20 protein-coding genes and 1 riboswitch are annotated in these 23,106 nt (G+C 52.5%); of the genes, 13 read left to right on the top strand and 7 right to left on the bottom strand.

What is annotated here, in order from left to right:
• Positions 1-37: 37 nt before the first annotated feature.
• The 3 genes from NST26_RS28270 to NST26_RS28260 all read left to right on the top strand — a co-directional run bounded on the left by NST26_RS28270 (position 38) and on the right by NST26_RS28260 (position 4,445).
• Positions 38-2,125, top strand: coding sequence for an EndoU domain-containing protein (locus NST26_RS28270; protein ID WP_340957938.1), 2,088 nt, complete (start codon positions 38-40; stop codon positions 2,123-2,125).
• Positions 2,126-2,147: 22 nt separating this feature from the next.
• Positions 2,148-2,561 (top strand): hypothetical protein, encoded by a 414-nt coding sequence (locus tag NST26_RS28265; protein ID WP_340957939.1) that lies wholly within the window; start codon positions 2,148-2,150, stop codon positions 2,559-2,561.
• A gap of 744 nt (positions 2,562-3,305) precedes the next feature.
• On the top strand, positions 3,306-4,445 hold the full coding sequence (locus NST26_RS28260; RefSeq protein ID WP_340957940.1) for a transglutaminase domain-containing protein: 1,140 nt from the start codon (positions 3,306-3,308) through the stop codon (positions 4,443-4,445).
• 38 nt (positions 4,446-4,483) lie between these two features.
• Here the strand turns inward: NST26_RS28260 and NST26_RS28255 are convergent, their stop codons facing one another.
• Both NST26_RS28255 and NST26_RS28250 read right to left on the bottom strand, forming a co-directional pair.
• A complete protein-coding gene (locus tag NST26_RS28255; RefSeq protein WP_340957941.1) occupies positions 4,484-4,801 on the bottom strand; it encodes a DUF3889 domain-containing protein in 318 nt (105 codons plus the stop codon).
• Positions 4,802-4,887: 86 nt separating this feature from the next.
• On the bottom strand, positions 4,888-5,253 hold the full coding sequence (locus tag NST26_RS28250) for a MerR family transcriptional regulator (protein WP_339311612.1): 366 nt from the start codon (positions 5,251-5,253) through the stop codon (positions 4,888-4,890).
• Between the two features lie 131 nt (positions 5,254-5,384).
• On the opposite strand from NST26_RS28250, the gene NST26_RS28245 reads away from it, so the two are divergent.
• The gene (locus tag NST26_RS28245) at positions 5,385-6,023 is read left to right on the top strand and encodes a nitroreductase family protein (RefSeq protein ID WP_445323383.1); all 639 of its coding nucleotides are present in this window, start codon (positions 5,385-5,387) and stop codon (positions 6,021-6,023) included.
• A gap of 451 nt (positions 6,024-6,474) precedes the next feature.
• Here the strand turns inward: NST26_RS28245 and NST26_RS28240 are convergent, their stop codons facing one another.
• On the bottom strand, positions 6,475-7,962 hold the full coding sequence (locus NST26_RS28240) for an amino acid permease (RefSeq protein WP_340957943.1): 1,488 nt from the start codon (positions 7,960-7,962) through the stop codon (positions 6,475-6,477).
• 152 nt (positions 7,963-8,114) lie between these two features.
• Positions 8,115-8,332, bottom strand: a riboswitch (Lysine riboswitch).
• A 97-nt stretch (positions 8,333-8,429) separates the two neighbouring features.
• Entirely contained in the window at positions 8,430-9,563 is a 1,134-nt protein-coding gene (locus NST26_RS28235) for a conserved virulence factor C family protein (protein ID WP_340957945.1), read from the bottom strand.
• 250 nt (positions 9,564-9,813) lie between these two features.
• On the opposite strand from NST26_RS28235, the gene NST26_RS28230 reads away from it, so the two are divergent.
• Both NST26_RS28230 and NST26_RS28225 read left to right on the top strand, forming a co-directional pair.
• Positions 9,814-10,812: an MBL fold metallo-hydrolase gene (locus tag NST26_RS28230; RefSeq protein ID WP_340957946.1), complete on the top strand. Its 999-nt coding sequence runs from the start codon at positions 9,814-9,816 to the stop codon at positions 10,810-10,812.
• A 117-nt stretch (positions 10,813-10,929) separates the two neighbouring features.
• Positions 10,930-12,555: an ABC-F family ATP-binding cassette domain-containing protein gene (locus NST26_RS28225; RefSeq protein WP_036730319.1), complete on the top strand. Its 1,626-nt coding sequence runs from the start codon at positions 10,930-10,932 to the stop codon at positions 12,553-12,555.
• A gap of 111 nt (positions 12,556-12,666) precedes the next feature.
• On the opposite strand, the gene NST26_RS28220 is transcribed toward NST26_RS28225, so the two are convergent.
• Positions 12,667-12,852, bottom strand: a complete 186-nt coding sequence (locus NST26_RS28220) for a hypothetical protein (protein ID WP_036694961.1) — start codon at positions 12,850-12,852, stop codon at positions 12,667-12,669.
• 131 nt (positions 12,853-12,983) lie between these two features.
• Between NST26_RS28220 and NST26_RS28215 the strand changes: the two genes are divergently transcribed.
• Positions 12,984-13,853 carry a cation diffusion facilitator family transporter gene (locus tag NST26_RS28215; RefSeq protein WP_076080437.1) on the top strand — a complete coding sequence of 290 codons (870 nt, stop codon included), beginning with the start codon at positions 12,984-12,986 and terminating at the stop codon, positions 13,851-13,853.
• Between the two features lie 212 nt (positions 13,854-14,065).
• The gene (locus NST26_RS28210) at positions 14,066-15,163 is read left to right on the top strand and encodes a C40 family peptidase (RefSeq protein ID WP_340957948.1); all 1,098 of its coding nucleotides are present in this window, start codon (positions 14,066-14,068) and stop codon (positions 15,161-15,163) included.
• A 269-nt stretch (positions 15,164-15,432) separates the two neighbouring features.
• On the opposite strand, the gene NST26_RS28205 is transcribed toward NST26_RS28210, so the two are convergent.
• Both NST26_RS28205 and NST26_RS28200 read right to left on the bottom strand, forming a co-directional pair.
• Positions 15,433-15,837 carry a hypothetical protein gene (locus NST26_RS28205; RefSeq protein WP_036730313.1) on the bottom strand — a complete coding sequence of 135 codons (405 nt, stop codon included), beginning with the start codon at positions 15,835-15,837 and terminating at the stop codon, positions 15,433-15,435.
• A gap of 323 nt (positions 15,838-16,160) precedes the next feature.
• The gene (locus tag NST26_RS28200) at positions 16,161-16,328 is read right to left on the bottom strand and encodes a DUF1328 domain-containing protein (protein WP_036730311.1); all 168 of its coding nucleotides are present in this window, start codon (positions 16,326-16,328) and stop codon (positions 16,161-16,163) included.
• Between the two features lie 187 nt (positions 16,329-16,515).
• Between NST26_RS28200 and NST26_RS28195 the strand changes: the two genes are divergently transcribed.
• From NST26_RS28195 to NST26_RS28175, 5 genes are all read left to right on the top strand, one after another.
• Entirely contained in the window at positions 16,516-17,022 is a 507-nt protein-coding gene (locus NST26_RS28195; protein ID WP_036730309.1) for a DUF948 domain-containing protein, read from the top strand.
• A 67-nt stretch (positions 17,023-17,089) separates the two neighbouring features.
• Positions 17,090-17,626 carry a hypothetical protein gene (locus tag NST26_RS28190; protein ID WP_340957951.1) on the top strand — a complete coding sequence of 179 codons (537 nt, stop codon included), beginning with the start codon at positions 17,090-17,092 and terminating at the stop codon, positions 17,624-17,626.
• 91 nt (positions 17,627-17,717) lie between these two features.
• Positions 17,718-18,065, top strand: coding sequence for a general stress protein (locus NST26_RS28185; RefSeq protein ID WP_036730305.1), 348 nt, complete (start codon positions 17,718-17,720; stop codon positions 18,063-18,065).
• A gap of 212 nt (positions 18,066-18,277) precedes the next feature.
• Positions 18,278-19,441: a SpoIIE family protein phosphatase gene (locus NST26_RS28180; RefSeq protein WP_209876814.1), complete on the top strand. Its 1,164-nt coding sequence runs from the start codon at positions 18,278-18,280 to the stop codon at positions 19,439-19,441.
• On the top strand, positions 19,438-23,106 hold the full coding sequence (locus NST26_RS28175; RefSeq protein WP_340980367.1) for a response regulator: 3,669 nt from the start codon (positions 19,438-19,440) through the stop codon (positions 23,104-23,106). Before NST26_RS28180 ends, NST26_RS28175 begins: the two co-directional genes overlap by 4 nt.

Raw genomic sequence — 23,106 nt, 5'->3', positions numbered from 1 at the left:
GAAGCCAGAGTTCTAGTGTCCGGCGGGGAGGGTGGCTATGGCATCAACGAAGCTAGTATTTAACGAAGATGAAGTCAAGCGCCTGCAATCGAAGATCGGCCAGGTGAGTCAGGACACCAACCGGCTGTATCTTCAATTGAAGGGCCAGTCCAGCAGCTGGGGCGGCATCCCCATGGGCGACCATCTGGTCAAGGCCCAGGTCCTAATCAATGAATTAACCGTTGAAGCGGAGAAGTTAGAGGATATTATCAGGGTCGCCCTAAGAGGCGTCTCGGAGTTGCAGGAAGAGAATAAGCGGCAGGCGGACAGGCTGGCGGGGCAGTTTAATCTTTTGCTCGCTGCCTTCGGCAGCTTGGGGCTGCAATCAGCCACCGGACGGGTCTCCATCCCTGAATTTGTGCAGCGAAGTGCGACGAATCTCATCACTTCGATTGCTGCTCTATCAGGAAAAGATGAACTCAGCAGGGACCCGGTGGTGCAGCAGCTTAGGAATGTTATTCAGACCTCCGGTCTGCTGAGCGTAGAGAGTATAGCTGCGCAAAGTAAGCTGAACGATATCTTCGCGGCGCGCAATGAGATCGCCAGGGCACAGACGGCCTTCAGGGTGTATCAGGCGTTTGGAAATCAGGCGCAGATGGAGGCTGTCCACGCGCAGGCCGAAGAAGCCCGGCAGAAGCTGGCTTCTCTAGGCGTAGCCAAGATATACTATGAATCCGGCAAGGATCTAAGCGGATATTACAAACAACCGGCGGTTACAGCCTGTGAGTATGATCCGTCAATTACGGCGGAGATGGTTCCCTTACTACATAACGAAGAATATTTACTGCTTTTGCGGCTGGCCATGGAGAAGACCGCCGCCGGAGCGTATGCGCGGAGTCAGCTTACGGCGAAGCGGCAGGAAATTAAGATCGCAGCGGCTCTTAAGCAGGTTCAAGAGCAGATCGAAGCAGAGCGGCGGTTGAACGGGCCGCCGCTCACGCTGCCGGACGGCAGGCCAATTACCGCAGACAACAAGGAAAATGAGACCACCACCTGGGACTTTTATCAGGCGAAAGTCTATGTGCCGAATGAATATCTTACCCCGATGTACACTAGTTATCTGGGGTGGCTAGAGGATACCTACGGGCTGACGAAATGGGAGAGCAAGGTCCGTCAGTCGGGAGATGTAGTGCTGGCTTTTACCGAAGGCTTGGTGAAAGAGGTCGTCATGGGCGTAGCGGATACGGCAACCTTTGCCTTCAAGCTAGTGGTAGACCCGGTCAAAACCACCACGGACATGAAGAATCAGGCGCAATACCTTATCGAGCATCCGGAAGTGCTGGTCGAAGCGGCGAAGAAGGCGTATCATCAATTTGATGAAGGCACCCCGGAAGAGAAGGCGAAGATGCTGGGTGCGGTCGCTTCGATTCTGGTTCCTGGACTCCAGGTCACCAAAGCAGGCAAAGCCGGTAAAGTGCTGGGCGAGGTTGAAGAGGTCGTCAGCCAAGCGGCGAAGGATGCCCTGCAAGGGATCAGGCAGAAGCTCCCGGATCTGGGACGGGCAATGCAGACGCCGGAAGGTTTTGTTTTCAAGATAGGGGAGATTCCCGATACGCCAGCCTTGCCGAAGACGCCGGTGCAGCAGCGGTATATGGATGGGTTGGAGGGTGGCACGGTTGAGGGGCCGCACAATGTTGGTTCTTCTATAATTAGTATAGAAATGGAAAAGAAAATATTAGATGGACAGAGAAAAGTTCCTACAAAAAATGAATTGATCGGTGGTCATTCTCCGAACATCAATAATGCAAATCCTAATTATGCAGTTCAAGAAATAACAGTTAATGCAGATGGAACAAGAAAAGTTAAGTTTACTACTGAATATCCTGATGGTAATTTATCTAATATTAAAACGAGTACTTTATTCCCGGATTCATGGAGTGATTCGCAAATTATTAATAGTATAAAAGATACTGGTAACACAGCATCCGTTGGAGTTCGTACCTCGGATGGTGCGACTCTTCATAGAGGAACGGTTAATGGCGTTCAAGTTGAAGTTATTAAAATAGGTGACAATGTTGTATCGGGCTATCCAACAGGTGGGGGAGTTACACAACTTTTAAGTGGTTTTACAGCACCTAACTTGTAATCTAATTCGAAGGAGATTTTTAATGTTTATAGAATTTGATGACTATCTTTCAGGATATTTTACGGATGATTATTGGTATGATGAAGGTTTTTTAATTGCACAGGAGATGCTGCTGAAATTCTCCCCACGGGATTGGGGGGAATTATCAAATGGAGTATTGAATAAGCCAGTAGAGTGGCAAAGAAAATTAGCATATTGTTTGCATAATGAATCTAGCATGGATGAATTGAATATGTTATTGAAACTGCTAAATACTGATGATGAAGAGTTATTCGAAATTTGTATTGATGCATTAAGAAGTTTTACTAGTTCAGAAAGTAAAAAACTGATATTAAAAAACCCTTCAATTCTACAGAAGATTCATGAGTTAATTCCCATTTCAGGGGAAGCGACAAAAAAAGTATTTGAAGCTTTTCTGGAGAAGATACAGAGCTGACGATATTATTGGTGGGGGCTACCCAAAACCCATGTAATACCTGTATAAAGATTTGTTCATTTTGGTTGTACGTGCATTAAAAGCTTTATTTTCATAACTCAATTCCCGCAATACCGATACAATGAACAGGTTGATTATGGTCAGATACCACCATGATTGACCTGTTTGTGCTATCCACGCCTAGTAGAGTATCAGATTTTAACTTGTGAAAAATACTTTAACTAATCGCTTGCTGAGAGTTCTGCCGCGCCCCGATTAGGGTGTAAGGGATCGGCTTAATTGCAATCTGTACAACTAAATCACCCGGAGTGCGGCCGAATCTCAGGTTAGCTGTATTTCGTGCAATTAAAATGTCTCTGTACCTGGATTTTTGCCCAACGTGGCAGATTTAGTTGTACAAAATATAGTTAGAAGAGGAAAGCCATCCGTTTCATTGTTTTTAGTTGCACAGAATACACTAATCTCTGATGGTTCGCTACAACCCGGGTGCATTCTTTACTCCATCCAAAATATGAGTTCCTCCATCTGTTACACTGAGTCCTCCAGCAGAGGGGGCCCTGACTTCACCATTTTAAATCTGATGCTGTACTAGTTAGACGGCCTGAGATGATATAATGAATAGGTCAGGCTGGCGCATAGTTACGTTCTTCAGGTCGGAGTTGTAAACATGGCATGATTGGCATTTACTATAGAGTACATACGGCTACGGCCGATGATATAGATTGCAGGAGGCGCGCGGATCATATGGGGAAGAGACAGGGATCGCTGTTGAAGACGGCGGTTGGACTTATGCTTGTGTTTGCTGCTTTACCGCCTGCGACGTACTGGGGATACGAGCATGCGTATGCTGCAGCGGATTCGGCGGTGGTGCAGACGACACAAGGAATGACGCAGAAGCTGGCCGGAGCGATGAGTAACCGCAGAGAGACGATTACCTTCACTTATCAGGGCAAGACCGCCAAGCTGAAGAGTGAGATCCAGACGGCAATTAATCAGGCGATGGGGAGCGATCCGTACCTGTATTATATTATTGACAGCTATGCCTTCTCCTACCGCGGAAGCACGCGCGCTGTTCATGTGACGGTTCAGGTGGAATACCGGGAGACGCTGCAGCAGACGGCCTATGTGAACAAGCAGGTGAAGGCTATTCTGCAGCAGATCATAACACCGGGGATGAACAATCACCAGAAGGTAAAAGCGATCCACGACTGGGTTGTGCTGAATCTGGAATACGATCACTCGCACCGCAAATACACCGCTTATGAGGGACTTCAGACCGGGAGTGCGGTCTGCCAGGGCTATACGCTGCTAACCTATAAGCTGCTGCTGGGGGCGGGGATTCCGAACAGAATTGTGGAAGGGACGGCCAGGGCGGCAGACGGTGTGACCCAGTCGCATGCCTGGAATCTGGTACTTCTGAACGGGGCATGGTATCATCTCGACACCACCTGGGATGACCCGGACCCGAGTCCGGAGGGCGGAATCAGCACGGTCTATTATATGAGGACCGATGCCCAGATGCGGCTTGACCACACTTGGACGAAGTCCTATCCGGCGGCCTCCACCAGTTATGCACAGACCTTGACTAAGCTGGTCAATCAAGGGGGCCAAGGGGTGGAGGCATACAAGAGGCTGCAGAAAGACCTGAATTACTGGCTGTACGAGGAGAATCAGGTGGTCTCGTCAGCGGAACAGCTCGAGAAGCTTGCGAAGCAGGCGGCAGAGGCCGGACAGCAGTCGCTGCTCTTCCGCTACCGGGGAAGCGACAAACTGCTGAGGCAGGATCTGCAGGTGCTCTACGGGCTGGGACTGAATAACCTGGCCTTCAACAGTTCGCCGTTCGAGAATACAGGAGATCTTAAGGTATATGTGACCTGGAAATAAAAGCGTGCAGCTACCCGGCGAACCAGCCAGGGTGCACTTCAGGCCCTGGTCTCCAGGAATTGGATGGTCTGAAGCTTGTTTGTTGAAGGGTTGAAGCGGACCATCACGAATACGCCGAATTCCCGGCCTGCCTTGCTCCGGACCACCAGCTTGAACTTCTCTTCTGCAAGCTTAGGCTTGATCTGGGTCCGGCCGATGTGCTTGTAATCGATGATTTCGGCGTTGTATTTCTGCTGCGTCTCCTTCACGGCAATGGTTCCCCACCGGGCATAGTCAGGTGCAGCGGAGCTCCGGCTTAACGGGCTGCTCAGGACCAGGGCTAACGTCAACAAGGCTACTGTCCATTTTTTTTTCATAAAGGCCTCCTTGAACTGGGATTACAGGTTAGCGTCCCCCGGCCCCCGCGCCTTTATACGACTCCCTGGAGCACAGCTCTGGGGTTTTAGTATTTTCCGTACCCGTTCTCACAGGTAATATTCATTTCGAGAAGCTCGTAAAGAGACTGCTTGGAAGCCTCCAGGTTTTTTTGCGCAGCTTCAATTTCCGTAATTTTGTCGGCAATGATCCGTTTTTGTTCCTCTTTCGATATTCCCTGCTTGGAGATCATCGATTTAATATCGTGGATTGAAAATCCAACAGCTAAGCTATTCTTTATGACTTCAAGATACGGAATAATCTCCGGGGCATAATTCCGGTAATTATTCTCTTCTCTGAGGATGTACTCCTCCGTAATCAGGCCTATTTTCTCATAGTAGCGCAGGGTTGATATCGGAAGGTCAGCCTTTTTGGCAACTTCACTGGTTTTCATGGCAATCCCCCCATTTATTGTTCTTGCTATGAAGTATACTTTATAGTTTACAATTCTTCTAGTGATGATACGTTCACGTTCATCCGTACCATTCCGTATATAAAAGGAGAGAAATGTACATGAGCACAATGATGGGGAAATACCAAAAAACCAATGATTTCAATGAAATTGTTCTGGAGCGCCGTTCCGTGAAAGTCTATGATCCTGAGGTGAAGATCAGCAGAGAGGAACTGACCGAGATTCTGGCGGAAGCTTCCCGCGCCCCCTCTGCGATTAACATGCAGCCGTGGCGTTTCCTGGTCATTGACAGCGCTGAAGGCAAAGCGAAGCTGGCACCGCTGGCCTCCTTCAACCAGACCCAGGCGCTCACCTCCTCGGCTGTGATTGCTGTATTTTATGATACGAACAACGTTGAATATATTGACGAAATTTTCGGCAAGGCTGTAGAACTCGGGTACATGCCCCGCGAGGTGATGGACATGCAGCTGCAGCAGGTCAAGCCTTATTATGCGAACATTTCCGCGTCCGAATTGCGGGATGTGAATCTGATTGACTCGGGGCTTATTTCGATGCAGTTAATGCTGGTGGCCCGCGCCCACGGATATGATACCAACCCGATGGCCGGCTATGACAAGGAGCATATTGCAGAAGTGTTCGGCCTGGACAAAGAACGGTTCCAGCCGGTCATGCTGATCTCGATAGGCAAAGCCGCCAAAGAGGGGTATCCATCCTACCGTCTGCCGGTTGAGACGATCACAACCTGGGCATAAACAGCAGTTGCCGGAATTCCCACGAAGAGAAGCAAACTTAAGCTAGTAAAGCGTCAGAGTTACAACCCAAAATCTAACGGACCGGAGAGATCTTATCCCCGCGAAAACGCCACTTTTTGCAGTGTAACGGACTCAGGCGACCTTAGAGTCTCTCTATGAGACGTTTCGGAGCTGAAGTGCAAAGGATAAGGCCTGTGGAGTCCGTTACTCGCCCAATAGGCGACTTTCTTCCCAAATAAGCGCACCTCAGTCCGTTACGCTAAGCCAAACGCCCTGAAGAACAAGGCCCGCTTGGAAAAAAGATGTTATTTGAAGGGGACTTGCGTCTGATCCACTATTTTAAATCTGATAAGGTACTAGCAATATATAAAAGACCGGTTTTGGCCCACTTTTGCGGGATCAAAACCGGTCTTTTGCTGAAAGATAAGAATTTATATGCTGCTGCAATGAATCAGTCTGCGTGGGTGCTCAGATCACACTTCTCCAGCGGGATAAGGCTGCTCTTGCGGAACCAGCCATAGCCCAGCCAGATCAGCAGGAACAGCGGCACACTGACATAGGAGACCAGAATGCCGTACCAATCGATCTTCGCACCGGTGAAAGCGCCCATGTTCTGGCCGAATACAGCGACCATACACAGAGCGAAGGCAAACAGCGGACCGAACGGGAACCATCTTGCCCGGTAAGGCAGCTCCTCCAGCGAATGGCCCTGCTTCACGAAGGCCCGGCGGAAACGGTAATGGCAGACGGCAATTCCGAGCCAGTTGATGAAGCCGCACATCCCAGAAGCGTTAAGCAGCCAATTGTACACCGCGCCGTCTCCGAAGAAGGAGGCGAGGAAGGCGAGCATGCCGACAGCGGTTGTCACGAGCAGTGCGCCTACAGGAACACCTCTGCGGTTCAGCTTGCCGAGCGCGCGTGGTGCCATTCCATCCTTGGCCATAGCGTACAGGACACGGGTGGAGGCGTACATCCCGGAGTTCCCGGCAGACAGCACGGAGCTGAGAATCACGGCATTCATGACCGAGGCGGCAATCGCCAGCCCTGCTTTGTTGAAGACGATGGTGAACGGGCTGACGCCGATATCATCAATACCGCCGCGGAGCAGATCGGGATTCGTATAAGGAATCAGCATACCGATGACGGCAATGGCGAAAATATAGAAGATCAGGATGCGCCAGAACACCTGGCGGATCGCGATCGGCACGTTGCGGCGCGGATTCTCGCTCTCTCCGGCGGCTACGCCGACCAGCTCTGTTCCCTGGAAGGAGAACCCGGCGGCCATGAAGACCCCCACGAAGGCGAAGAAGCCGCCATGGAACGAGCTGCCTCTGAGCTGGAAGTTGCTGAAGCCCACCGCCTTGCCGCCCAGAATCCCGAAGATCATCAGGACGCCGACCGTCAGGAAGACGACCACCGTAATAATCTTGATAATGGCGAACCAGTATTCCGACTCGCCGTACCCCCGCGCAGACAGGAAGTTCAGGCCGAACATGAGCGCCAGGAAGAGCAGGCTCCACAGGAACGAAGGACTGTCCGGGAACCAGTACTTAATGATAACGGTGGCCGCTGACAGTTCAGCTGCAATGGTTACTGCCCAGTTGTACCAGAAGTTCCAGCCGATAGCGAAGCCGAAGGCAGGACTGACGAACCGTGTACCGTAGGTGCTGAAGGAACCGGAATCGGGCAGATAGGTTGCCAGCTCCCCAAGGCTGGTCATCAGAAAATAGACCATAATGCCGACGGCCGTGTAGGCGAGCAGTGCTCCGCCCGGACCGGAGGAGGCGATGGCCCCGCCGCTGGCGAGGAATAATCCGGTTCCGATCGAGCCGCCGAGGGCGATCATGGTCAGATGTCTTGCTTTGAAGGATTTGCGCAGGCCCGGCGTATTGGCGTTGCCCGCCTGTACTGCCGGCCGTTTAGGCTGCTGTGCTTGCATGAATAAGACACTCCCTTTAGATTGATAGTTCTGTTCACAGTGGGAGTGCCGCTGCCTGCATGTGCCGGTGTCTTCTTCCCGGCATGCTGCACGCAAAAAAACCGCAGACGGACGCTGCGGTTTCCTGATTATAGGCTCCGCATCATACTCCCTGTTAAGATAGCGCAACACAGTGCAGCTCCCGCAGTCTCCTGACAGGCGGCAATACACAGTGACAGTTCCGCGCCTTTCGGCAAACGGCCCCAATCGTAGCTGCGGACTAAGAGCAGCAGTTACGATTTCGGCGGATATTCCTTTGGGCGCGTATCACTGATGGCTCTTAGGCATCTCCACGCGCTTACTCTTCTTATCCGCGACCTCTACCTCATCCTAGGTATGATGAGGCTATCTTTGAACGATATGAACAACAGGAATCAGTATAAGGCATACCGGCTTCTCAGGCAATGACAAAATACGGCAGGTTCACGTCAGCTCCGCCGGCGCTCTGACATCTGCTGCCAGACAGTACCCGCCGCTTCCTCGCCGGACAGAATCCGCTCCAGCGCCATCTTGGCCTGCAGCCCCACCTCGAATTCGGGGTCTTCGGCAGCAACGCTCAGCGCGTCCTGGGCCTCGGCTGTCCCGACTTCATACAGGAAGCGTGCCGCCCGCCAGCGCACCAGCTTGCTGGCATCACTCAGCGACGCCGTCATCACCGGCGTCGCCGCCGGGTCGCCGATGTCGGAGAGCGTGTCCCCGGCTGTGCGCCGCACGGCCGGGGCGCTGTCCTTCATCGCCTCATAGAGCAGCTCCATCGCACCTGGCGTGCGGATGTCGCCCAGGTACACGACCGCAAGTCTGCGAATCTGCAGCTTGGGGTCGTGCAGCGCCGCCCGCAGCTCCGGCAGGAGCTGCTCGCCCGGCGCCAGATCCTCCAGCGCGGCGTAGCGCACGCGCCAATCCGCATCGTGCAGGTCCCGCAGCAGCTCGGCCAGCTCTTTCTTGTGCCGCTGCTCGACGAACTCGCCGGCAGCCCCGTGCGCGATGGCCTGCTGCACGAGGGAGTCGAGGCGTTCCTGCGGATACGCCGCCTCCAGCTCCTGCTCGACCTCGCGGGCAATCTCCGGCGGCTCGCCGTAGCGTACGCCGTAATCACTGAGCTTGCGCTCCTTGATCATCACGGCGCTGGCCACATCGGTCACCGCCTGGGTGAAGCGGCTGGAGAGGGCGATGCGCTCCTCCTTCGCGCCGGTCTTGACGCGGATCTGGATCGGGATGCCGCGGAACATCTGCACGAACACCTGGGACTCCCCGTAGTGGGTGCCGTCATTCTCATCGCCGAGACTATATTCCGCACTGAGGCCGTCCGCTCCGAAGCGGTTCTGGACCTCGCGCAGAATTGCAGCCCAGTCCGCACTGCCTTTGCGCTCCAGCGCGGCGAAGTCAGCGGCATGATAAATACTCGTAACGCCTGGAATCTCCAGCATCTCCTGCGCCCAGGAAGGGGCGGAGCGCCGGGTCTCCGGGGTATAGGTCCGGCGGATACCGGGTGCAAGGCTTTCATCGAGATGAAGCTTCATGGTATTTGGACTCGGTGTCGGTTCAATAAATGTAATCTTCATATGTCAGCTCCTCTTCTAAGTAGCATAAGCACCGTTTGCTTTACCCGCATTTTACCTCATTTAAGCAAGTGAATACAAAGGGGCCGTAAGTCCGGACGTTTCCCGCCCGGCCATTTGGGTACAATTTGTAATGAGCGTCCCGCAGGGCCCTGTAGTTTTGCAAATGATTCTGCGGAACCCTATAGTTAAGATATGTGGTTTGCCGCCGGCAACAGAAACGGCAAATCTGCTATAAGGAGTGGTTCATGCTATGGCCAGAATACGTTATAACAACATCGACAATGTAAGCACCGATAAAACACTTAAGGAATTCCGCCAATGGCGCGAGGAACGCCGCCGGAAGAAGAAGGATTACACCTATAAAGTGCCGAATCATCCGCCGCGGCTCGACTATCTGGCCGGGAACCGGCTGGAGACAACGATTACGTGGATCGGGCACTCTACCTTTTTTCTGCAATACGAAGGGCTTAATATCATCACCGACCCGATCTGGGCGCGGCGGCTGGGCTTCGAGAAGCGGATCGGGCAGCCGGGCATTCCGCTCGCGGATATCCCGCCCATCGATCTGATCCTGATCTCCCATTCCCATTATGATCACCTGCATATCGCGTCCATCCGCAAGCTGTACCGGGCAGGAACAACCCTTGTGGTGCCTGCCGGACTTAAGCGCAAAATGCTCCGCAAGGGCTTCCCGAACTGTCAGGAAATGCAGTGGTGGGAGGAGATTACACTGGGCGCTGTCAAGCTGACGTTTGTCCCGACCCAGCACTGGACGCGGAGGACGCCGTTCGATACGAATTCCTCGCACTGGGGCGGTTATGTGCTTCAGCCGGCAGACCCGCAGAAGCATCCGGAGGGGGAAGAGGGCAAGGCGCAGCATAAGCTGCTTCCGCCGAACCTCTATTTTGCCGGAGACAGCGGCTTCTTCCCGGGCTTCAAGGAGATCGGCAGACGCTTCAAGCTGCATGTTGCGCTGATGCCGATAGGCGCTTATGAACCTGAATGGTTCATGAACTCCCAGCATGTGAATCCCGAGGAGGCCGTGCAGGCCTTCCTTGATGTAGGCGCCGAGCTGATGATTCCGATGCACTTCGGCACCTTCAGGCTGGCCGATGATACCGCCCGCGAAGCGCTGGACCGGATGGAGCAGGCCAGGGTGGCGCAGGGGCTTGGCGAGGAGCGTATCCGTACCCTCGGGTACGGGGAGACGCTGGTCGTGCAGCCCGAGGAACGCCCGGCGGGGGAATAGCCCGTAGAAGGCTTGTATTAAACACTTCTACTTAAATAAGAGCCGTAATAAGGGCCATTTTGCTTGATTTTATGCTATAATGAGCCGGAACCTATGTGAAAAGGATGGTAATGCTTAATGATCAGCACAAGCGGTATAACACTCCGCTACGGAAAACGCGCACTATTTGAGGATGTAAACATAAAATTCACACCCGGCAACTGCTACGGTCTGATTGGCGCGAACGGCGCCGGCAAATCGACCTTCCTAAAGATTCTGTCCGGAGAGATCGAAGCGAACATCGGCGATGTGCACATCACACCCGGTGAACGTCTGGCCGTACTGAAACAGAACCATTTCGAGTATGACGAGTTCCAGGTGCTGGAGACCGTAATCATGGGTCATACCCGCCTGTATGAAATTATGAAGGAAAAGGACGCCCTGTACGCAAAGAGCGACTTCACCGAAGCAGACGGACTTCGTGCCGGTGAGCTGGAAGGCGAATTCGCGGAGCTGAACGGCTGGGACGCCGAGCCTGACGCAGCCGCCATGCTGATCGGTCTTGGTATCATGCGTGAGATGCACGACAAGAAAATGGCCGAACTCAGCGGCAACGAGAAGGTGCGGGTCCTGCTGGCCCAGGCCCTGTTCGGACGTCCGAACAACCTGCTGCTCGATGAGCCTACCAACCATTTGGATCTTGAATCGATTGGCTGGCTGGAGAATTTCCTTATGGACTACGAAGGCACCGTTATCGTGGTATCCCATGACCGTCACTTCCTGAACAAGGTCTGTACGCATATTGCGGATATCGATTTCGGCAAAATCCAGATGTATGTCGGCAACTACGACTTCTGGTATGAGTCCAGCCAATTGGCCCAGGCGCTGCAGCGCGATGCCAACAAGAAGAAGGAAGACAAGATGAAGGAGCTGCAAGCCTTCATTCAGCGCTTCTCGGCGAACGCCTCGAAATCGAAGCAGGCGACTTCCCGTAAGAAGCAGCTCGAGAAGATTACCCTGGATGACATCCGTCCGTCCAACCGTAAATATCCGTTCCTGAACTTCAAGCCGGAGCGTGAAGCCGGCAAGCAGCTGCTTACGATCAGCGGCCTGACCAAGGCAGTGGACGGCGAGAAGGTGCTGGATGAAGTCAGCTTTGTAGTCAACAAAGGGGATAAGATCGCTTTTGTAGGACCGCATTCCCAGCCTAAATCCCTGCTGTTCGATGTCATTATGGGCGAGAAGGAAGCAGATGCGGGTGAGTACACTTGGGGAGTGACAACTACCCAGGCGTATTTCCCTAAGGATAACTCCAGCTACTTCGACGGGGTGAATATGAACCTGGTGGAATGGCTGCGCCAATACTCCAAGGATCAGGACGAGACCTTCCTGCGCGGCTTCCTGGGCCGGATGCTGTTCGCCGGCGAAGAAGCACTGAAGAAGGCAAGCGTATTGTCCGGGGGCGAGAAGGTCCGCTGTATGCTGGCCAAGATGATGCTGAACGGAGCCAACGTGCTGGTATTCGATGAGCCTACCAATCACTTGGACCTGGAATCGATCACCGCGCTCAATAACGGCCTGATCGACTTTGACGGCACGATCCTGTTCACCTCCCATGACCATCAGTTCATCCAGACGATTGCCAACCGCATTATCGAGATTACTCCGGCTGGAATCATTGACCGTACGATGAGCTATGACGAGTATCTGGAGAACCCGGAGATCAAGGAAATGCGTGCCCGGATGTACCCTGTAGAGGCTTAAGAACTAGATATAGGCAGAATGAACAGTTATGAGTTCATATACAAACGGCTGCGTCGTCCCCGGAGGGATTACGCAGCCGTTTATGTTCACCATATACAACAACCTAGAAGTCTAGGAACCGCCAGTCCGGCGGCGCTGATTGTTAGGCTTCTTGTTATTCTGGCTTTTCAGCGGCTTCGCGGAGCCGGCCTGGAAGGTTGAACCCGGTTTTCCTGAAGCATGCTGTTTCTTCTGCTCCAGCTTCTGGCGGATCGCATCAGCCAAATTAATTTTTGGTTTCTCATTGTTCTCGCTCATTATGTTACCCCCTTAGGCAGCAAGTCCTTATTCCTTATTCTAATTGTTTTTAAATGCTGCTACAAGGGCAAGAATAACTCAAAGAAAGTTTTCCTGTAATTATGCGGCAAAGGATGGGAGGGGCGGCAGAAATGACCGATATTTATGAGGATATACGCAAGGGTGAAAAGGGTGCGATGGTCAGCATTGCTGCTTATCTGGTTCTGTCTGCCTTCAAGCTGATCTGCGGCTACTTGTTCGCTTCCAGTGCGCTCCTGGCGGACGGATTCAACAATTTAACCGATATTGTGGCCTCGCTGGCGGTGCTGATCGGGCTGCGCATCTCGCGGAAGCCGCCGGATTCCGATCACACCTACGGGCATTTCCGGGCCGAGACGATTGCGGCGCTGATGGCCTCTTTCATTATGGCGCTGGTGGGTATTCAGGTTATTGTGGAGGCGGTGCGCTCGCTGTTCGAGGGGGAGAAGGCCACGCCGCAGCTCTGGTCTGCCGGTGTTGCGCTGGTGTGTGCGGTAGCGATGATGGGGGTATATATATATAACAAGCGTCTGGCCGAGCGAATTAATAACCATGCTCTGATGGCTGCTGCCAAGGATAATTTCTCGGATGCTATCGTAAGCGTAGGTGCAGCTGTAGGGATTGTAGGGGCACAATTCGGACTGCCGTGGATCGATTCCGCGGCTGCCATCGGAGTCGGCTTGCTGATTATCAAGACCGCCTGGGATATTTTCCGCGATTCCACGTACCGGCTGACGGACGGATTTGACGAAGACAAGCTGCTGGACCTGCGCAGCACCATTGCCCGGACACCGGGCGTAGAGGGCATCAAGGATCTGAAGGCCCGTGTACACGGCAATCATGTGCTGGTGGATGTAGTCGTAGAGGTGAATGCCCGCATGACAGTCATGGAAGGGCATGAGATCAGCGACTCGATTGAAGAACGGATGACCAAGCTGCACAACATCATGCATGTGCAAGTTCACGTGGAGCCCAAGGACTAACATTCCATGATTTCTCCTAGTTAGCTGTAATTTCCACCAAATACAAGGAGAAATCGAGACTATAGACCTGTATGTTACCATAAGATGGAAAGGTTTTTTGTGAAATTTGGAGCATGTTCCAAATCCCGGGCCAGCCTATAATGAGGGCAGAAAGCAACAAACGTAGCGCGCGCCGTTGTTGATTTTCTTAATACGCTAAGCGGGGGAACGCTATGATCGTATCACGCAAGAAAATTACAGCATCGTTATGGGTTTCCGCATCACTGGCATTATCCTTGGGAGTGTTCAGTCCCGGGCAGGCTTTCGCTGCAACCGATTCTTCGATTACAACGCTTGCGGCGTCCGCTGGACAGACAGGCATCATTGAAGCTTCGGTACGGCTGCGTACAGATCCGTCTACCAGCAGCACGGTATTGAAATATCTGAATAAAGGCGACCAGGTTGTTATTCTGGAAGCTGCGAACAGTTACTGGTACAAAGTAAGAACGGCAGAGGGAATTGTGGGGTATATGAGCTCGGGGGATTCCTATATCCGGGTAGGTACAGCTTCCGCACCTGCGTCCCGGACAGCGGTGATTCAGGCCACGGTCCGTGTAAGAGAGACCCCAGCAACCAGCGGGCAAGTGGTTGGATATCTCTATAAGAATGACCAGGTAACCATTCTTGAAGAGACCAACAGCTATTGGTACAAAATAAGAACGGCAAACGGGACGGTGGGTTATACAAGCTCATCCGATCAATATATTACAGCGGGTGCTTCATCGCCGCCTGCTCCAGCCACTCCAGCTCCAACACCTGCACCTGTTCAGACACCGGTGCCGGCACCTGTTCCAACACCAGCTCCGGCACCTGTACCTACAGCCGGGCAGACTGCTGTGATTGAACGAGTGATATCAGTGGGCATGGGCTATCTGGGAACACCATATGAATACGGCTCTGACCGCAATAATACAAGTACCTTCGATTGCTCTGATTTCATCCGCCAGATCTTCATGGATGCAGCGAACTTGAAGCTGCCTGCCGATTCCCGGCAGCAAGGGGACTGGGTGAAGCAGAACAGTGGTGCAGTTACGGATGTATCCGGCTTGAAGCGGGGCGATTTGATGTTCTTCATGGATTATAAAGGAACTTCTCCCTCTGCTTATGCCGGAATCAACAAATCTACGGCAAGAATTACGCATGTTGCCATGTATTTGGGTGACGGGAAGCTGCTGCATACCTATTCAGTAAGCTCCGGCGGTGTAAGAGTGGATAATCTTAGCGCTTCTTGGATGAACCGTTTCCTGTACGGAGGCTCGGTCATCCGCTAATATATACAGCTAGGACAGCAAGAAGCGACAGGCAGTACAAGTTTGTGACGGGTGAACTACAAGCGGGTGTATGGCGGGGTTATCCCTCCAGTAGAAGATTCTACTGGAGGGATAACCCTTTTTATATGTTTTGGTGGGGGAATTTAGCATCCATCAGACGCAAAAAAAGGCCGTTTGGATTGGCGTCCACGTGCCTTGTTAGGTACATCCGTTGAGTCATAGCTGCAGCATATGAGTGGAGCAGCTATGACTCCTATATGTCCAATCGCTTATGGATTGATTACGTATGCAGAGGCAGGAACCTTGATCCAGGCTTTACCCAGCCAAGTGTAGATTTCTCTCCATTCGTTGCCCATAGCGTCTTTTGTGATCACACCAGTAGTATCCACAGTCTGTGCACCCAACCAGCCAATAGCAGTTGTGCTTCCCGCAGAAAGATGGAATGCTGTGAGTTTGGTCAGAATGATCTGAGGTGTTGCTGGCTTGATGTCAGCTTGTGTAATTACCGGGTCTGCCGGGTTCAGGTAAGTCACTCCGGTTACAGTAGTTACTGCATCGGAAGAAGTGGTTTTGGTAGTTTCTGTTGTTCCTGTTACTACCTCAGCTGCGGAAGCTGTTGCTGCCAAGGAAGCCATAAGACCCATTGCTACTGTTAAACTGGCTAATTTTTTCATCGATGATTCCTCCTAGGTATGATGGTGAGATGTTCTATGTTCATGCTGTGCTAATAAGGATGTAAACATAAATTGCATTGAATGAACCAGCGGCATCAATAAATTTTATTTTTCTTGTCCGGCCTTAGCGGGGGAACGCTTCATTACGGACTGAATCACGGATGACAACCTGAGCGGAAAGGCCTATACTTTTTGAAGGGGAATGAAGCCCATTTCAACACTACATAAGACTGGCGGGAACAGCAAGAGGCCCGGGGATCTCCTGGCGGAGACCTCCGGGCCTGCAGCACTGCCTGTCCGGCAGTCAGCTAACGTGGGCTTGCCTACATAGATCGTCCTCTGCGCCCCATAAAGAGTGAGACCACGAAGAGGACCAGGAAGATGTAGAACAATACTTTGGCGATGCCGACAGCCGCCGCCACAATATTGAAGAATCCGAAGATACCGGCAATCAGGGCGACTACCAGCAGAATTATTGACCATCTTAGCATGAGATGTCATCCTTTCTGTGCGTTGATGTAGTCATTGTTTAAACGGCGCGTATCCATTTGAAACAGGGAGGAAAGGAAGAGGATTCCAGGGGCTTGGCCTTTGTTTCGGCCTAATTCTGTAAGGGTAACTATGCAGTATCAGACAGTGCAAACCGATAATTTACACACTTGGAAGGGGTTATCTACAATGATCATTGAACTTAGCGTAGCACTGGCTGCTATCGCATTCGCAGTACTCGTATTCTTTTTAATCAAAACCTTGAAGTCAGCGAAGGAATCGCTCGACAAGGTCAGTCAGACTCTGCAGGAGGTTCAGAAGACTATTGATGAGCTTACTTATGAAGTCAAAACAACTGTCCGGCATGCCAATGACATCACAGCGGATGTGCAGGGTAAAATTCAGAAGATTGACCCGATCGTGGATTCTGTAAAGAATCTGGGCGATGTCATGAACGAGCTGACATTGACCGTGAAGCAGGTATCTGTAACGGTAATTGAGAAATTCCGTAAATCACGTGAACTGAAGGATAAGGCAAAATCGGTATCCATCGCAGAAGCCCCGTTAACACCGGCCGAGGAGAGAACCGTGCAATCCTATGAGGCAGTGAGTTCAAGCAAATCCAAGGGCAAGATAGCCTCAGCCCTCAAAGGCGTGGATGCAGCCGCTGCAATCTGGCAGAAATTCCGCCATTAATACGATGGAATGAAATACGGCGGGGCTCAGGACGGGGCAATACCAGCTCATGAAAGGCGGGAACTCTATGAAAATGGTTATTCTCTTGCTTAGTCTGCTTGCTCCCTTCATATCTGCACCGCCGCAGGATGAGACTGTTTCTCCCGCTCCCGGTACCGCTGCACAGCTGCCGGTAATGTTCGCCTTCGAGCATAGCACAGCTGCCGATCTCTACATAAGCAGCTTCGACTCCTTGTCCGGTATTAGCTTATATATGACGGAAGAGGAGCTGCTGCAGATCAAGGGAACCCCTCAGCAGATTGTTGAAGATCCTTGGGCCGGGTGTCTTGAATATCAGTATGCCGATAGCTCGGCGGGGGTATGCGGCGGTGTTGTCCTGTATGTTCATGCTTCGCCTTCCCAGGCCGGACAATATGGTCTGAGCCTCAATGGACGGATGCTTAATCCGCAGGCCATGAACGTGCAGGATATGCTGGGAGCGCCTGATTTTGAAGCTGAGGATGGGGATGTTTATATTAGAGGAGAGGCTGCGCTCAAGATCTACCGCAATACGGAGAGCGGCGAATGGGCCGGGCTGGATTTATTCGACGCGTATTCCTTCTGAAGCTGTTTCAAGCGCGGCGATTTGGGTTAAAGAATGCTCAGTCATCCATCCGGTGGCTGGGCCCTTATTCATTATGAAGGAGAGTGATCTCATGGATTCAACAGGTACACAGGCTTATGCCAAGCTCCTGGAGAACGGCGTTCAGGCGATCGAAGAAGTGAATCGGCTCCGTAGCAGCGGCTACACCAGAGAGGATCTTTATGTGATCAGTCACGATGAAGACCGCGAAGGGCGTATCGTGGACGCCGCAGATACTAATGAAGTGGGGCTGAGTGAAGAAGGGCTGTTCGGTGCCATTGCCAACCTATTCCGTTCGCGCGGCGACGCTTTACGCTTCAAGATGACTTCACTGGGCTTCAGCGCAGCGGAGGCGGCATTTTACGAGAAAGAGCTTGATACAGGCAAGGTTCTGGTCATTGCCAAAAGAAACCCACAATAATTGCGGGTCGGCTTCGCTGACCTTAATAGTACAATAGCGTAACCTCCAGTCCCACTAGATGTTAGTGGAGCTGGAGGTTACTTTGTTGAAGCCGGGACCTGCTTTATGCCAATATCTAGCTGGTTGGTAACAGGCCGTGTAAATATCGTATGATAGAATGACAGAGCTGCGGGTTAGGGCCTTAACACAATATTCGCGTGAGGTGAGGAAGCTTGAGAATATTAATCGTAGACGACAATCCTACCAATGTAATTATTATCCGTGAGATCCTCAAGAAGGAAGATTACCGGAATTTCATAACGGCTTCGTCCGCCAAAGATATGCTGAAGCTGCTGGGCGTCGGTGTGGGGGAAGAGCCCCGGCCGTCCGATGTGGATCTGATTCTGCTGGATATGATGATGCCGGAAATGGACGGAATTGAAGCCTGCCGGGTGGTCCAGCAATATGAGCATCTAAAGGATATTCCTATTATTATGGTTACGGCTGTAGGTGACTCCAAGAAGCTCGCAGAGGCGCTGGATGCCGGAGCGGTGGATTATGTTACGAAGCCGATTAACAAGGTGGAGCTGATGGCCCGTATCCGCCTCGCGCTGCGGCTGAAGCGCGAGAAGGACTGGCATAAGGAGCGGGACCAGCGGATACAGGATGAATTGAAGCTGGCTGCCCTGGTGCAGAATGCGGTACTCAGTCTGCCGCTTGCCGAGGAGACCCTGGAGGTACATGCGATTTACCAGCCTTCCTTCGAGTTGGCCGGGGATCTGTATGCCTGGTATCCGCTGGGAGACGGGCGCTATGCGGTCATCCTGCTGGATATGATGGGCCACGGTATCTCGTCCTCCTTGTTTACCATGTTCCTGGCCTCGGTCCTGAAGGATACCGTAACGACCTATGTGGAGCCGGAGAAGGTTATTCAGGAGCTTAACAGACGCTTTAATCAGCTATATATTGAGAAGCAGCTGGTTCAGTATTATTTCACGGCGATCTATCTTGTCATTGATACCCGCATGAAGCGGATTAATTATGTGAATGCCGGGCATCCGCCGGCGCTGTTTTTTGAAGGGGAGGCCAAGACGCCTGTTCTGCTTGAGAGCAACGGCCACCCTGTCGGGCTCTTTGACCGGATCGATATTCAGCAGCAGAGCCTCAGCTACGAGGACGAGGGTCATCTGGTGCTGTTCACGGACGGCCTTATGGAGATGGTAGAGGGTGAACAGGAGGAGCAGCTGAAATTCATGGTCGGGCATTTGAATGCCACTCATGACTGGCAGGAAGACCTGGTGCGCGCTGCCTTCCTGAGCGAGCCAGTTAATTCGGAACGTGATGACGATAAATGCCTGGTGTGGATCTCGCTGAAGAAAGGAATCGATAAGGAATGAAGATTAAGGCTAAGCTGCTGATCGGATTCAGCGCCATGCTGGCGATTATGCTGGCGCTTACCCTGATCGGGTATGACAGGCTCCATTATATGAGCAATCAGCTGGATAGCTACCAGGAGAGATATAGCAAAGGCCGTGCTTCTTCGGGACTTCGCGGGGAAGTGAACGACATGGCACGGATACTGACCACTTCCATGCTTAATGCCGATACTGTAACCCTGGAAGCGCAGAAGGCGGAAATTGACAGCAAGGTCCTGAAGTCTGCGGAGCATCTGGAGAATATTAAGGCCTCTCTGAAGACGGCAGAGGAATTGCAGATTTTATCCCGGATTGAGAATGCCTATTCCGGCTATCTGAAGTATCAGGACAAGGTCCTGGAGATGCTGAGTGCCGGATACTTTCAGAATGCCAACACGTACCGCAATGCAGAAGGACAGGATATTCAGAACGAGGTGCTGAACAGCCTGAATACGTTGTCTGATTACAATGCCTTCCGGATGACGGAGGAGACTGCTAACGCCCAAGAGGCTTCGAGCAGATCGATTCAGATGGTAACCCTGATCATGGTCTTAGGGCTGCTGCTCGGGCTGGGTGTCATTCTGTGGGTGATACCGAGCATCACGCGCGGCCTAAGTGTCGTCTCCATGATGATTACCAGCTTCGGCAACGGTAAAATGCGGGCGATCCGCCGGATCAAGGTGAAGTCGAAGGATGAGATCGGCGATGTGGCCCGGGTATTCCAGCGGATGGCCGAGGATCTTGAGCAGAAGCAGCAGCTCGAGAGATCCTATGCCCAGGCACAGAGCGATCAGGCCTGGCTGAATGCCAATATTGCCCGAATTACGGAGCTGCTGCGCGGCGTCAGCTCACTGGATCAGGTAGCCCAGACCTTCATCAGTGAGTTCACGCCTGTGCTCGGAGCGCAGTATGGTGCCGTCTATCTGAAGAGTCAGGATAATCCGAATCTGCTGGTCAGCAGCGCTTTTTATGCCGGTGAGGAGGGGGTTACGCCCAGGGAGAGCTTCGAGATCGGTCAGGGACTGGTCGGACAGAGCGCGTTGGATAAGCTGCCGATCAAGCTGACGGAGGCGCCTGACAACTATATCTCGGTGTCTTCGGGATTCGGGGAGTCGCATCCAAGTTATATATCGATCCACCCTCTTTTATTCGAGGATGAGGTTCTGGGTGTTGTGGAATTCGCTTCCTTCACACCATTCTCGGTGCTGCAGAATGAACTGCTGCATCAGCTATCCAATAATCTGGGGATTATTCTGAACAACATCAGCCGCAGGCTTGTGGTTGAGGAATTGCTGCGCGAATCGCAGGCGCTCACGGAAGAGCTGCAATGCCAGTCGGAGGAGCTGCAGACCCAGCAGGAGGAGCTGCGCCGCTCTAACGAGAATCTGGAGGAGCAGACGGATGCCCTGAAGCGTTCAGAGGAGCTGCTGCAGCGCCAGCAGGAGGAGCTGGAGCATTACAATACAGAGCTGGTCTCCAAGACACGTGCCCTGCAGGATCAGGTGCAAGAGGTTGAAGAGAAGAAGGATGAGATTGAACATGCCCGTATGCAGCTGGAGAAGCAGGCTATGCAGCTTGCAGTAACCAGTAAATACAAATCCGAGTTTCTGGCCAATATGTCCCATGAGCTGCGTACTCCGCTGAACAGCCTGCTCATTCTCTCCCAGCTTCTTACGGAGAACAAGGAAGGCAATCTGAGCGAGAAGCAGGTCGAATTCGCCCATACCATCTATATGTCAGGTGCAGATTTGCTTAAAATGATTGATGAGATTCTCGATCTGTCCAAGGTCGATGCCGGCAAAATGGAGTTGAATCATGAAGAAATTCCGCTCGTCGAGCTGAAGACCTTCGTGAAGCAGAACTTTGCTCCGCTGGCTGCGCAGAAGGGGCTGTCGCTGCGCCTGTCCTTTGACGAGCCGCTTCCGGACAGTGTATATAGCGACAGTCACAGACTGAAGCAGATCCTGCGTAACCTGCTGTCCAATGCCTTCAAATTCACGAGCGAAGGGTATGTAGAGTTCTCTGTCAGCCGTGCGGACGTCAAGCGGCTGCCTGCCTATCTGCCGCATGAATATGATTATATTGCCATATCCGTCAAAGACAGCGGGATCGGCATCCCGTCAGATAAGATGGATATCGTCTTTGAGGCGTTCCAGCAGGTTGACGGTACGACGAGCCGCAAATATGGCGGCACGGGGCTTGGCCTGTCGATCAGCCGCGAATTAGCCCGCCTGATGGGCGGGGCCATCGGACTGGAGTCCCGTGAAGGGCAAGGCAGCGTATTTACACTGTATTTGCCGGTTCAGGGGAATTTTAGCCTGCTGCCGGGAGCGGTTGAAGCCGCTCCTGCCGGGGAGCCCTTGCAGCTTGAGGAGTTCCGGGAGGAACTTTCATGGGATAAGGCAGGGGACATCACGCCTACACCTGCTAAGCCTGTAGTTGTGGAAGATGACCGGGAATCACTTGCCAGCGGCGACAAGGTGCTGCTGATTATTGAGGATGATGAGAGCTTTGCCAAGATATTGCTGGGCATGGCCCGCGGACGCGGCTTCAAGGGGCTGGTAGCCCTGCAGGGTGATATCGGCCTGCAGATGGCCAAGACCCTGCTTCCGGACGCGATCATCCTCGACATCCAGTTGCCTGTCTTGGACGGCTGGTCGATTCTGAGAGAGCTCAAGAGCGACTCCCAGACACGCCATATTCCGGTGCATGTAATCTCTGTGAATGATGAGATGAAGCAGGGGCTCATGATGGGAGCGATGGCCTACCTCAGAAAGCCGTCCTCCCGTGAAGCGCTGGACCGGGCCTTCTCGCAGATTGAGAATTACACCGCCAGCACGATGAAGCATCTCTTGATTGTCGAGGATGACGATATCCAGCGCCGTTCCATCGAGGAGCTTATCGGACATGACGATGTAGTGATTACGGCGGTGTCTTCAGGCCAAGAGGCGCTGAATGAGCTGCACAAGCAGAGATATGACTGTATGGTGCTTGATCTGATGCTGGATGATATGACCGGCTTCGAGCTGCTGGATCAGATCCGCGACGATGAGGAGCTGAACGATCTGCCGATTATTATTTATACCGGCAAGGATCTGGACAGCAAGGAAGAGACCAAGCTGCGCAAATATGCGGAATCCATTATCATCAAGGATGTCCGCTCGCCGGAACGGCTTTTGGATGAGACAACGCTGTTCATGCACCGGGTAGAAGCAAATCTGCCGGAAGATAAGCGTAAAATCCTGCAAAAGCTGCACAATAAAGAGGAACTGTTTGAAGGCAAAAAAATACTGCTCGTCGATGATGACATCCGCAACGTCTTTGCTCTCTCCAGCGTGCTCGAAGGCTATCACATGGAAGTGAAATTTGCCGAGAACGGCCGCGAGGCCATCGACATGCTTGTCGAACAGAGTGATTATGATCTGGTGCTGATGGATATGATGATGCCGGAGATGGACGGATATGAAGCTATGCGCCGCATCCGGCAGATGCCGCAGTACCAGAAATTGCCGATTATCGCCCTCACAGCCAAGGCTATGAAGGAGGACCGGGCCAAGTGTATTGAAGCCGGAGCCTCCGATTATATGAAGAAACCGATCAGCACGGATCAGCTTCTTTCGTTAATGCGCGTCTGGTTGTATTCGTAA

This window comes from Paenibacillus sp. FSL R7-0128, assembly GCF_038002245.1.
Classification (GTDB): domain Bacteria; phylum Bacillota; class Bacilli; order Paenibacillales; family Paenibacillaceae; genus Paenibacillus_AQ; species Paenibacillus_AQ silagei.
This window is presented reverse-complemented; position numbering and strand designations above follow the sequence as displayed.